Source organism: Flavobacterium sp. W21_SRS_FM3, assembly GCF_052113625.1.
GTDB lineage: Bacteria > Bacteroidota > Bacteroidia > Flavobacteriales > Flavobacteriaceae > Flavobacterium.
In genome coordinates this window covers 15,389-28,962 of record NZ_JBGQOD010000011.1, presented here as the reverse complement: position 1 = coordinate 28,962, position 13,574 = coordinate 15,389, and the positions used below count along the sequence as shown (strand labels likewise).

8 protein-coding genes are annotated in these 13,574 nt (G+C 34.6%); 3 read left to right on the top strand and 5 right to left on the bottom strand.

Features of this window, described 5'->3' with window-relative positions; genetic code table 11:
* Positions 1 to 48: 48 nt before the first annotated feature.
* The 5 genes from ACEN2K_RS13825 to ACEN2K_RS13805 all read right to left on the bottom strand — a co-directional run bounded on the left by ACEN2K_RS13825 (position 49) and on the right by ACEN2K_RS13805 (position 7,686).
* Positions 49 to 1,887: a glycoside hydrolase family 13 protein gene (locus ACEN2K_RS13825; RefSeq protein ID WP_441759923.1), complete on the bottom strand. Its 1,839-nt coding sequence runs from the start codon at positions 1,885 to 1,887 to the stop codon at positions 49 to 51.
* 117 nt (positions 1,888 to 2,004) lie between these two features.
* The gene (locus ACEN2K_RS13820) at positions 2,005 to 4,311 is read right to left on the bottom strand and encodes a glycoside hydrolase family 65 protein (RefSeq protein ID WP_441759922.1); all 2,307 of its coding nucleotides are present in this window, start codon (positions 4,309 to 4,311) and stop codon (positions 2,005 to 2,007) included.
* A 76-nt stretch (positions 4,312 to 4,387) separates the two neighbouring features.
* Positions 4,388 to 5,044: a beta-phosphoglucomutase gene (pgmB, locus tag ACEN2K_RS13815; RefSeq protein WP_441759921.1), complete on the bottom strand. Its 657-nt coding sequence runs from the start codon at positions 5,042 to 5,044 to the stop codon at positions 4,388 to 4,390.
* A 79-nt stretch (positions 5,045 to 5,123) separates the two neighbouring features.
* Entirely contained in the window at positions 5,124 to 6,476 is a 1,353-nt protein-coding gene (locus ACEN2K_RS13810; RefSeq protein ID WP_441759920.1) for an MFS transporter, read from the bottom strand.
* A gap of 190 nt (positions 6,477 to 6,666) precedes the next feature.
* Entirely contained in the window at positions 6,667 to 7,686 is a 1,020-nt protein-coding gene (locus tag ACEN2K_RS13805; RefSeq protein WP_441759919.1) for a LacI family DNA-binding transcriptional regulator, read from the bottom strand.
* A 226-nt stretch (positions 7,687 to 7,912) separates the two neighbouring features.
* Here ACEN2K_RS13805 and ACEN2K_RS13800 point away from each other — a divergent pair, with 226 nt between their 5' ends.
* The 3 genes from ACEN2K_RS13800 to ACEN2K_RS13790 are packed head-to-tail and all read left to right on the top strand — an operon-like array spanning position 7,913 to position 13,558.
* Positions 7,913 to 10,852 (top strand): SusC/RagA family TonB-linked outer membrane protein, encoded by a 2,940-nt coding sequence (locus ACEN2K_RS13800; RefSeq protein ID WP_441759918.1) that lies wholly within the window; start codon positions 7,913 to 7,915, stop codon positions 10,850 to 10,852.
* A gap of 18 nt (positions 10,853 to 10,870) precedes the next feature.
* Positions 10,871 to 12,466 carry a RagB/SusD family nutrient uptake outer membrane protein gene (locus ACEN2K_RS13795; RefSeq protein ID WP_441759917.1) on the top strand — a complete coding sequence of 532 codons (1,596 nt, stop codon included), beginning with the start codon at positions 10,871 to 10,873 and terminating at the stop codon, positions 12,464 to 12,466.
* Positions 12,467 to 12,487: 21 nt separating this feature from the next.
* The gene (locus ACEN2K_RS13790; protein WP_441759916.1) at positions 12,488 to 13,558 is read left to right on the top strand and encodes a SusE domain-containing protein; all 1,071 of its coding nucleotides are present in this window, start codon (positions 12,488 to 12,490) and stop codon (positions 13,556 to 13,558) included.
* The last annotated feature ends 16 nt before the right edge of the window (positions 13,559 to 13,574 follow it).

The following is a 13,574-nucleotide window of genomic DNA, read 5'->3' as shown; positions in this document are numbered from 1 at the left end:
TCGCAACGCAGTGAAGAGATAAAGGTGATAGCGGGAAAAAGCTTCTAATTATTTGGCTAATTCTAAAATCATTACTGATTTTCCTGCAATTGAAATGTCATTAACTAGATCTAAAGTAGTGTTTGATAATACCTCTTTTCCAGTTTTGAAGTCTTTAATGTTCTCTTGAAAACGATTGGTTTTTACAACTTGACTTTTACTATTATCGTTGATGATGACCATCACCGTTTTATTTTCAGTGTATCGAAAATAAACGTATACATTGTTTTCTGGGATGTAATGTGTCATTTTCCCAAAGTGAACGGCTTCATTTGTTTTTCTCCAATTGAATAATTTTGAGGTGAAATTATAGTATTGGTTTTGAGTTTCGGTCCTTCCAGCAGCGGTGAATGCATTTTTCACATCTCCTTTCCAGCCCCCCGGGAAATCTTGACGTATATCGGCATCACCTTTGTCTTTGTCTCCAGCCATTCCTATTTCGCTTCCATAATACAATTGAGGAATTCCTCTAACTGTGGCAATCAGAGCCATAGTCATCTGGTATTTTTTGAAATCGTTTTTATAGACTTGGTTGATGCGATTAGTATCATGATTTTCAGCAAATATCAAAATATTATCTGTGTTTGGATACAAGAAATCATTTGAAAAGTTGTCATAAACCTGAACCATTCCCTTATCCCAGGTACCCTCATTTTCATTAAAGATAGTTCCAATGGCATCATGTAATGTGAAATCCATAACACTAGGTAGCTGCGAGTTAAAGTTTTGAATCGCACCTACTTTACTGTCTTTTTGCCAGTAAGCCATTTGAGCTTGATCGTGCATCCAGATCTCTCCTACAATATTGAAATTAGGATATTCATCAGTAACTGCTTTTGTCCAAGCGGTTACCCCTTTAGGATCAGCATAATTGTAGGTATCAACTCTGAAACCATCTAAATCAGCATATTCGATCCACCAAATTGCATTTTGTTTCAAATAGTTTAAAACTAAAGCATTAGATTGGTTTAAATCAGGCATCGAGGATACAAACCAGCCATCAAGACATATTTCAGTATCCATTTTAGATGCATTCGTATCGCTAATAGTTGATCTCTTATGATTTGTTTGTGTAAAATTTCGAAATTGATGTACCCAATCTTTTGTAGGTAAATCTTTCATCATCCAGTGCTCAATTCCCCAGTGATTTGTGACATAATCCATCACTAGCTTCATGTCTTTTTTATGGAGTTCAGTTGCTAATTTTTTATAATCTTCATTTGTTCCATAGCGAGGATCAATTTTATAAACATCAGATTGTGCGTAGGTATGGTAAGAATAGGCTTTGTCATTATCTTCACATAAAGGCGTGCTCCATACAGTTGTCGCTCCTAATGAGGAGATATAATCTAGATTATTGATAATTCCTTGAATATCGCCTCCATGTCTACCTCCAGGCAAAGTTCTATTGGCTTTTTCCTGTGTATCGTTAGTGCTGTCATTTTTTGGATTACCATTAGCAAAACGATCTGGCATAATAAGGTACATCACATCCGAAGCATCAAAACCTTTGCGTTGTGCTGATTTTTCCCTTCTTTGATTTAGTACATATTTTTGGGTAAAAGCTGTTTTTTTATTTTTCTTAAATGAAAAAGTAAGTTCAGTAGCAGGGCTGTTAATAGTATTAATGGTGACAAAAAGATAATTAGGATTTTCTGTTTTTTGAATATCCTTGATAGCAACACTATTGCTAACTTCTACTTGATACTGTGCTATGTTCTTACCATAAAACATGATTTGTACCTCCGGGTTATGCATTCCCGCATACCAGAAAGGGGGCTCTACTTTATCAATTTGGGCAAATAGGGTGGAGGTGATAAGAAGCAATAAGAATTTTATGTTTTTCATATACGTGTATTAATTAGTTCCTACTATTTTAAACAAATAAGACATTAAGATAATTAAGGAGTTTTTATTTCTTAATGTAACTTAATGCCTTATTATTAATTTATTATTTAAACTGTACTAGCTTGTTGTCAAGTTTGTGGCTTCAACGACAACTGCTTTTCCGTTTAGATAAACAGTCAGATCATTAGAGCCTTCTAGTGTGAATTGAGTTTCGTTTTGACTGACAATTACTCTCAAGATTTGATTTCTAAAGTTAATTTTGAAAGAATATCCGCTCCATTCTTTAGGAATTTTGGGAGAGAAATGCAATGCGTCGTCTTTAACGCGCATGCCTCCAAAACCTTCTACGATACTCATCCAAGTTCCAGCCATAGACGTGATGTGACATCCTTCTTCTACCTCTTTATTATAATCATCAAGGTCTAAACGAGATGTTCTTAAATAAAAAGTATAAGCCATGTCCATTTTATCTAACAATGCTGCCTGGATAGAATGTACACATGGTGAAAGCGAACTTTCATGAACTGTAAATGATTCGTAAAATTCAAAATTGCGTTTTAATTCCTCTTTTGTAAAATGATCTTCGAAGAAATAGAAACACTGCAATACATCGGCTTGTTTGATATAGGGTGAACGCAATACTCTGTCCCAAGACCATTTTTGGTTAATAGGACGTTGTGATTTATCTAAGTCTTTAACAGGAACTAAGTCTTTGTCTAAGAAACTGTCTTGTTGCAGATAGATTCCTAATTCTTCTGATTTAGGGAAATACATATTATCTGCTACTTTTTTCCACTCAAGAAGTTCTGCTTCTCCAAGTGTTACTTTTTCGATAATGCGTTTGTGATCAGATGGGTATTCTAAAGATACTTTTTGAATTTGTTCGTAAGCATAATCGATACACCATTTAGCAATGTAATTCGTGTAAAAATTATTGTTTACGTTGTTTTCATATTCATTAGGTCCTGTAACTCCCAATATTACGTACTGTTTCTTGTTGTTTGAAAAAGAAGCTCTTTGATGCCAGAAACGAGCAATTGCAATCAAAACCTCTAATCCTTTTTCTGGGATATAAGAATAATCTCCTGTAAAACGATAGTAGTTAAAGATGGCAAAAGCAATAGCTCCATTTCTATGAATTTCTTCATGAGTGATTTCCCATTCATTATGGCATTCTTCGCCATTCATGGTCACCATTGGGTACAAAGCAGCGCCATTAGTAAAACCAAGGTTTTTCTCAGCATTTTCAATCGCTTTGTCTAATTGATTGTAACGGTACGTTAATAGATTTCTAGCGACTTGTTGGTCTTTAGTAGCCATGTAAAATGGAATACAGTATGCTTCAGTATCCCAGTAAGTAGATCCACCGTATTTCTCACCTGTAAATCCTTTTGGTCCAATGTTTAATCTACTGTCTTTACCTAAATAAGTTTGATTTAATTGAAAAATATTAAATCGGATTCCTTGCTGTGCTTTAACATCACCATCGATTGTAATGTCTGACATTTCCCAGATTTTTGCCCAAGCCGCAATTTGGTCTTCCAATAATTGGTCGTATCCTTTTGCTAAGGCAGCCTGAATTGCTTTTTCAGCGGCAGCTAGTGTATTGTCATGATTTAAAGAAACTGTATATCCACCAATTTTCTGAATAGATGATTTTTGTCCTTGTGCCACAATCACTGCATAACTACTTTGAATTCTATCAGTAGTAGTGTCGAAATTTGTAGGTGATAGGTTTAAGTTTCTTCCATTTTCTAAAATGCTACTTTGCATGAAAGTAGTCACTTTAAAATGTGTTTTAAAAGTTTGTGCCGTTACAAATGCTTCATTTGTGGTGTGCTTTACCTCAAGTGGTTCCCAGAATTTTTCGTCCCAGTTTGCATCTTCGTTAGTTACCCCAGCGTCAATATATGGCTTGTAAACTATTTTAGCATCTTTATTTAAAGGAGTAATTTCATAATTAATAACTCCTACTTCATCTAAGTCTAAGGCAAGAAAACGAACAACATTAACAGCTATATCTGTCCCGTTTTTTAATTTTGCTTCAAAAGAGCGGCTGTACCAACCTTCTTTCATATTCAATTCACGACGGAAGTCTTTTACCTCTGCACAGTTATTTAAATCAAAACGTTCATCGTTGATCTCGATGTCAATTCCAATCCAGTTAGGTGCATTCAATACTTTTGCAAAATACTCAGGATAGCCGTTTTTCCACCAGCCCACTTTAGTTTTGTCAGGATAGTAGATTCCAGCAATATAACTTCCTTGAAACGTTTCTCCAGTATATGTTTCTTCAAAATTAGCACGTTGTCCCATTGCTCCGTTACCAATACTGAAAAGACTTTCAGATGACTTTACTCTCTCTACATCAAATCCTTCTTCTATGATGGACCAATTGTCTGGCTTTATATAATCTTGGTTCATTTTTTTATTTTTATTTAAAAGTTTAAGTTTAAATACTGTTTAATCAAACAGCACTTCTCTTTACTCTTTTTCTTTATTATCTATTTATCAAATCTGCGATAAAACTTGTTTCTATGTGTGTAAAGTCGTCAAAAATATAGTTAGCTTCGTGTAGTGTTTTTTCTTCACCAATTCCGATACTTAGCATTTTGCCAATATTTGCTGCTTGCACACCTGCTACTGAATCTTCAAATACAATAGCATTTTCTGGGGCTACTTGTAATAATTTAGCAGCAATTAAGAAAACTTCTGGATCTGGTTTTGCGTTACTAACATCATTTCCATCTACAATAGCATCAAAATAATGAATGATTCCTGTTTTTTCTAAAATAGGACGTGCATTTTTACTTGCTGACCCTAAAGCAATAGGTTGCTTATTTTCTTTTAGAAATTCTAGCACAGGCATGACACCAGGCAGAATTTCGCTTTGATCCATATCTACCAAATAGGATAAGTATTCTTCATTTTTTTGAATTAACCATTTGTCTTTGTCTTCTTGGGAAGCTTCAACCTTGCCTAATTCTAAAATGATATCTAGAGAACGCACTCGGCTTACTCCTTTTAGTAATTCATTGTGTTCTAATGTGAAATCAATGTTTAGTGCTTGAGCGATTTTTTGCCAAGCTAAATAATGGTATTTAGCAGTGTCTACTATAACTCCGTCAAGGTCGAATATAAATGCTTTTTTACGCATATTGGGTATTAATTTTATTGGAATATGTAAATTAGAGCGCCTCTATATTTACTTAAAAATCAGTTTAAGTTTGTATTAATTATCGTTTTACGACATCATCAACGTCTTTTACTTTAACAACAAGTACAGCTGCGATAAGAAAACTTACCCCGCTAGTTACTAAAGCAAATATGGCATCATCTTGATACAGGTATTTTACTAATGGACCCCCAATCAAAGCATTGATAATTTGTGGAATAACAATGAAGAAATTAAAAATCCCCATGTATACTCCCATTTTTAATGGCGATATTGATCCTGCTAGAATGGCGTAAGGCATTGATAAGATACTTGCCCATGCAATACCAACACCTACCATAGATAAGATTAACCAATCTTCGTTAGGCATGAAGTACATTGATATCAATCCTAGTCCTCCAATAGTTAAAGAGATAGAGTGTGTTAGTTTTCTTCCTATTTTCTTAGCGATGTAAGGTAATGCAAAGGCATAAAAAGCAGATACAAGATTGTAAATTCCAAATAGTACACCTACCCAGTCTCCTGCATTTTGATACGCCTCACTTTTACTGTCATTTATCGGTAAGCCGTAAATATGATGAGCTATGGCTGGAGTGGTAAAAACCCACATTCCAAAAAGTCCAAACCAAGAGAAAAATTGAACCCAACTCAACTGTCTCATTGTTGTGGGCATTTTTCTAAAGTCCTCAAAAATATCGAATAAGCTTGATTCTTTTTCAACAGCTACAGTCTCGTGATGTGCTTGCTCATCTTCAAACTGTGCTAATTCTTCTGGAGAATATTCTTTGGTAGTAAAAATGGTAACGAGAATAGATCCAATTAAAATAACTGCACCAATTACAAATGATAAGATCAAATGTAAAGGGATTCCGCCATTTTCATCTCTATTGGAAACACCAAACCAATTGGTTAATACATAAGGAAGCCAAGATCCGATAACTGCACCAAAGCCAATTAAGGCAGTTTGTACACTAAAACCAAGTGTTCTTTGATCAGTTCTAAGATTATCACCTACTAATGCACGGAAAGGTTCCATGGCAATATTGAATGAAGCATCCATGATCATTAACATTCCGGCACCAACCCAAAGAGCGGGTAAAAGTGCAATAAAAATTTCGGCTTGTGGCATTAATATTAAACCTATCGAGGCTAATAATGCTCCTACTAAAAAGAAAGGTTTTCTTCGTCCAAATTTCCCCCAAGTCTTGTCACTGTAATGACCGATTATCGGTTGTACTATAAGACCCATTAACGGAGCAATGATCCAAAACCAAGAAAGTTCATGGACATCAGCACCAAAAATTTGAAGAATTCTACTGGCATTCGCATTTTGAAGGGCAAAACCCATCTGTATTCCTAGGAATCCAAAACTCATGTTCCAGATTTCCCAAAAACTTAATTTACGCTTTTCCATTATCGTAATTTATATATTAATACGATAAGCGCTATGCTTATCAAAACTTAACTTATTTTTCGAAGTAAAAGTAAAAGCTTTGAGTGGGGTAAAAGTAAAAATTTATTTTAAACTTTTGTTTTTTATAGTCAAATAAAAGCGAACATTTTTTACTACAAGGTTGTAGTAATGAATATTATAGCGAATTATCTTAATTAGTAGACTCTCTTTGAATCAAGTGGGTTTCAATAACTTCTGTTTTATAGTTTTCTTCCTCCTCATCTTCAAGTTCTAAACGGTCAATTAACATTTTGGCTGCTTTATTTCCCATTTTGATTCCACTTTGACTTACCGTAGTAATCGTTGGAGTAGAAAATTTTGAAATAATTCCATCGGTAAAAGCAATAACGGCCAAATCTTCAGGTACATTTAGCCCAATCCTATTTGCAGCTTTAATACTAGTTACAGCAAAGAGTTCGTTAACTGCAAATACAGCATCAATAGCTTTGTCTTCTAGTAGTTTGCCAATAATTATTTCACAAGTGTCTACATCTTCAATTTTGATAATTAGGTTTTCATTAAAGGGTAGGCCATTGTCAAGAAGAGCTTTAGTATAACCGTCTGTCCTAAGTTTTCCTACGCTTACATAATCCACTGTAGTTACTAAGGCTATTTTTTTCTTGCCTTTGTCAATCAAACTTTGCACCGCTTCATAAGCCGCTGATTTATCATCAATAATAACTTTATCGCATAGAATGTCATTAGTTACTCGATCAAACATAACTACTGGCATTCCTTGATTGATAACCTCAGTGATGTGATGGAAATCCCCTTTTAGCTGCGTTTCTTTAGATAGAGACATAATAAAGCCGTCGATACTACCATTGGCTAACATTTCCATATTTCTAACTTCTTTGTCAAAAGAATCATCTGATAGGCAAATGATAACGCTATAACCGTTTTCGTTAGCTACTTGTTCAATTCCATTTATGACAGTAGAGAAAAAATGGTGAACAATTTCAGGAATTATTATTCCTATAGTTTTGGTTTTACGGTTCTTAAGACTAAGAGCAATATTGTTGGGTTTATAATTATAAAATTTCGCAAAAGCTTGAACTTTTAAACGAGTTTCTTCACCAATTTCTAAACTATTTCTAAGTGATTTTGAAACCGTAGAGATAGAAACATCCAATTCTTTGGCAATTTGTTTAAGCGTCACTTTCCTTTTCATAATTATAAATCTGATAAAAATTATTTTCGTAATAAAGATAGAATTTGTTTTCGTTAATGGCAATTTTCCCATTAAATATTTGGCTATTTGAGAAAGTTTTCAACACTATTACGTTTTCGTAAACTAATATAGAAGTGTCTTTGTCGAGCACGTTAAAATTTACATAAATTTAACATTCGAAGTAAGAGTAAAATTCAAAAAAAACAAATTAATTTAAACAAAAAGTATGAAAACAATTTATAAAAAGTTGTTATTTTTATTACTACTACTGCCTTTAAGTATTCTGGCTCAGAATACTCTTAATGGAACGGTACTTGATAAAACATCAGGACAGCCAATACCAGGAGTAAATGTAAATGTGCAAGGTGCCATAAATGGCGTTTCAACAGATTTTGATGGTAAGTTTCAGCTGTCTAATGTAAAAAAAGGAGACCAAGTTGTCTTTTCTTTTATTGGATACAAAAATACAGTTGTAAGTTATGTTGCTCAAAAATCTTTAACGGTTTCTTTAGAAGAAGATCAAAATCAACTTAAAGAGGTTGTAATCCAAGTGGGTTACGGTACTGTTAAGAAAAAAGATGCAACAGGAGCTGTAACTGTATTAGGGACTAAAGACTTTAACAAAGGACCAGTAACATCTGCAGATCAAATGATTCAAGGTAAAGTAGCTGGTTTACAAATTATTAATGGTGGTGGTTCGCCAGGTGTGGATCCAGTTATTAGAATTAGAAGTGGATCTTCGTTATCAGCAAGTAATGATCCTTTATATGTAATAGATGGTGTACCTGTTGCAAATGGTGGTGTAGAAGGTGGAAGAAATCCATTGGTTACTATTAATCAAAATAATATTGAATCTATTTCGATTTTAAAAGATGCTTCTGCAACGGCTATTTATGGATCACGTGCTTCTAATGGGGTAATCATTATTACTACTAAGAAAGGTAAATCAGGAGACTTACAAGTAACTTATAATGGGAATCTTCAAGTATCTGAAATTACTAAAAAAGTAGATGCGTTATCAAGTGCTCAATTTAAAGAATTTGTTGCCGCAAACGGAAACGCAGCTCAGCAAGCGTTAGTAGGTACTGCAGATACAGATTGGCAAGATGAAATCTATAGAACAGCTATTGGTACAGATCACAATATTTCATTAAGTGGTGGAACTGATAATGTGGTTTATAGAGCCTCAGTTGGATATGCTAATTTAAATGGTGTTTTAAAAAGAGATAATTTACAAAGAACTTCTCTTGGAGCTAACGTAACAGGAAACTTCTTAGATAAACATTTGAAAGTTGAATTAAATAGTAATACATCAGTTATCAAAAGTAACTATAGTAATAATGGAGCAATTGGTGGAGCGGTTAGTTTTGACCCTTCTCAGTCAGTAAGAAATGCTGACGGTACTTATTTTCAATGGAAAACAACTCCAACAGAAAATAACCAATTAGCAGGTGTGAATCCGCTATCATTAATAGAGCAACAAAACAATTACGGTAGCTTTTACAGAAGTATTGGAAACGTTCAAGTAGACTATAAAATGCACTTCTTGCCAGAGCTGAAAGCAGTAGCAAATTTAGGTTACGATCAAATGACTGGAACAGGTTATGGAAATACTGAAGCTGACTTCCGTGACGGTTTAGCGGGTTCTGGATATAACAATACCTATAGAAATTTAGAGTCACGTGACAATAAATTGATGGATTTGTATTTAAACTATAATAAATTAGTTGATGCGATAGATACACAAATTGATGTAACGGGTGGTTATACTTACCAAGATTTTAAAGAGTCTAAAAACAAATCTGCTTACAATTTTCAAAATGATAAAACTACAGAGGAGTTATTTACACCAACACGTATTAATCTACAATCTTTCTTTGCAAGAACTAACTTAACTGTTGCAGATAAGTATTTACTGACGCTTTCTTATAGAAGAGATGGTACGTCTAGATTTACTGAAGACTACCGTTGGTCAAACTTCCCAGCTGTAGCTTTAGGTTGGAAATTAAATGAGGAAAACTTCTTAAAAAATGTAAATAGCATTTCTACATTAAAATTAAGAGGAGGATGGGGTATTACGGGTCAACAAAACATAGGTAATTCTTATCCGTCTATTCCTTTATATTTAGCATCTAATAATGCTGCTCAATATCAAATAGGGGATACTTTTTACACTACTTATAGACCAGAGCCTTATAACAGCAATTTGAAATGGGAGCAAACGACGACTTCAAATGTCGGAATTGATTTCGGATTATTTAACAACAGAATTTCTGGTAGCGTAGATGCTTATCAAAGAATTACTAAGGATTTGTTATTATTCACCTACAACCCTTCTTTCTTTGGTTTCTCTAATCAAGACAATTACAACATTGGTACGATTGATAATAAAGGACTTGAGATTGCTGCTGAGGTTATACCTGTACGAAATGATAATTTCCAATGGGTAATTGGTGGGAATGTTACATTTCAAGATTCAAAAATCACAAAGTTAACAACAACTCAAGACAATACACCAGGTATAGATACTGGAAGTATATCTGGAGGTACAGGAAATACTATTCAAAATCATCAAGTAGGTTATTCTCCTAGTTCATTTTTTGTTTACGAGCAAGCGTATGGTGCAGATGGCAAACCATTAGAAGGTGTTTTTATCGATAGAAATAAAGACGGTTTAGTGAATCAAGATGATAAATACCGTTTCCACAAGCCTGCTTCAGATGTGTTTTATGCTTTCAATACAAGTGTAACGTACAAAAATTGGGATATGGGAATGAACTGGAGAGGTTCATGGGGTAATTATAATTACAACAACGTAGATTCTAATAAAGGAGTTGCTAATAATGTGTTAACAAGAAATACTGATTTAAATAATGGTGTAGCTAATCTACTAGAAACTGGTTTTAAACAATCTAATGATTTTCAATTACACTCAGATTATTATGTTCAAGATGCTTCTTTTATCCGTTTGGATAACGTAAGTGTTGGTTATACATTTGATCAAAAAGAAAATAGTACTTCTTTAGTGAAGTTAACCTTAGCCGCTCAAAACGTTCTGGTTATAACTAAGTATGACGGATTAGATCCAGAAATCTCTGGAGGAATTGATAATAATCTATACCCAAGACCAATTACATTTACGTTAGGGTTAAACGTTAATTTTTAAAAAAAAAATAACTTGAAAATGAAAAATATATATAAACAACTATTGGGAGTTTCTATGTTTATGTTGGTGCTTACATTTCCATCATGTACAAATGAATTGAACCAATCACCAGATAATGGAGATTCTGTTGCTGGCGAAGAATTTTTTAGTACTCCAGCTTCCTATAAACAAAACTTGGCTAAATTATATGCGGGCTTTGCAACCTCGGGACAGCAAGGTCCTGCAGGAAAACCAGATATTTCGGGTATTGATGAGGGGACAAGCCAGTATATAAGAGGGTATTGGATGATGCAAGAACTGACTACTGATGAAGCGGTAATAGGATGGAATGATGGAACTATTAAAGATTTCCATACTCAGTCATGGTCTACATCAGATAGCTTTATCAATGCTACTTTTGCTCGTTTCTCTTTCCAAATTGTAAATTGTAATGAGTTCTTACGTCAGACTACTGATGAAAAATTGACGGCTAGGGGAGTAGATGCAGCTTTAAAAGCAGAAATTGCAGTTTACAGAGCTGAAGCTCGTTTCTTAAGAGCAATTACCTACTGGCATTTAGTAGATACTTTTGGAGGTGGTTCATTAGTAACAGAAGATTCACCTACTACGTTTTATTATCCAGATTATGCCTCAAGAGCTGATTTGTATAAATTCATAGATGAAGAATTAACAGCAGTTGCTCCGCTTTTAAAAGCGCCAAAATCAAATGAAGCATACCGTGTGGATCAAGTGGCTGCTTGGATGTTACAAGCTAAATTGTATATGAATGCTAAAGTATACATTGGAACTGATCATTATGCTGAAGCAGTACCTTTAATTAATAAAGTTATCGCCTCTCCTTACAAATTGCATACGAACTACAATCAATTGTTTTTAGCTGACAATGACAAAAATGGTGCTCAAAACGAATTTATTTTTACAATAGGATTTGATGGTCTTCGTACACAGACTTATGGTGGTACTACATTCTTAACCCATGCACCTGTTGGAGGAAGTATGAAAGTTGCGGAATTTGGAATCAACGGAGGTTGGGGAGGAATTCGTACAACTTCTGCTTTTGTCGATAAATTTTCTGCTAATACTACGGATACCCGTGGTCAATTTTACACAGATGGTCAGACGAAAGAGATTAAAGATATTAGCAATTTTACTGACGGATATGCTATTCAAAAATTTAGAAATGTCACAGTAAATGGAGTGCAAGGTTCTGACAAATCAGGAGATTTTTCTGATTCAGACTTCCCTATTTTCCGTTTAGCAGATGCCTATTTAATGTATGCTGAATGTGCTGTTAGAGGTGCTGCTGGTGCTACTATTGCTAATGCTGCAACTTATGTGAATGCGTTGAGAACAAGAGCTAAAGCGACAACAGTAAACCAAGGAGACATTAATTTAGACTTTGTTTTAGACGAAAGAGCTAGAGAGTTGCACTGGGAAGGACATAGAAGAACTGATTTAGTTCGTTTTGGCAAATTTACAGGCGGTGCTTACTTATGGCCATTTAAAGGTGGTGCTGCTGGTGGATCACCAACTCAAACTTTTAGAAATATATTTCCTATTCCTGCAAATGCATTGGCATCAAATCAAAAATTACAACAAAATCCTGGATACTAATAATTTAATAAATTTATAAAAATGAAAAATATAACTAAATCAATACTTGCTTTATTTGCAGTAGTTGCTTTGTCATGCAGCGTTGAAGATGTTCAAGACAGACCCGTAGTAGAAGGTGTAGATGCACCAGTTTTAACGGCTCCAACGTCAGGTGCAGCTTATGTTTTAACACCAGAAAAAGCGACTTCTCAAGCAGATCGTTTTACTTGGACTTCTGCTAATTTTGGTGGTGATGTACAAGTAAACTATGTTGTACAGATGGATAAAAAAGGGAATGAGTTTAAAACGGCTCAAGTTATAGGAAGTGCTTTGCCATCTTCTAACCAAGTTGCAGTGACTGTAGAGGCTATGAATGGTGCTGCGCTTACTTTAAAAGCAGTTCCTTTCGCTCCTGCTGAAATGGAAGTTAGGATTAAAGCAACTGTGGGTGCTACTGAAATGTTTTCAAATGTTATTGGAATCGTTGTAACTCCTTACACTACTGAAAGTCCAAAATTATGGGTTCCTGGTGGTTATGCAGTCGCGTCTGGTTATCCTAAAGATTGGGATCCAGCTTCTTCTCCAACACTTGCTGCGTCAGGATATGGAAAAGTAGATTTTGAAGGATATATATATTTCAATGATGCAGCTGCGGCGTTTAAATTCACTAGTTTTCCTGAATGGAAAGGTGAATTTGGTGCTGGAGCAACAGCTGGTACTTTAGATCCAAAAGGTGGGGATATAAAAATTCCAACAGCAGGGTATTACAAAATGGAAGTAGATACTGAGAAATTAACCTACAAAGCTACTAAACAAGTTTGGGGAGTAGTTGGTAATGGAACTCCTGGAGGATGGGATACTGATACTCCAATGACTTATGATAAAGTGACTAAAAAATGGAGTGCTATAGTTAAATTGACTACGCAAGCAGCTCCTGATAATGGAATGAAATTTAGAGCTAATAATAATTGGGATTACAACTTTGGAGATACAGGTGCTGATGGAACACTAGAAGCTGGTGGTACAAATATTGGTACAACTGCAGGAACTTACTTAATCACATTAGACTTGAGTAATCCAAGAAAATACACTTATACTATGGTGAAACAATAATATGTTTTTAATCTTT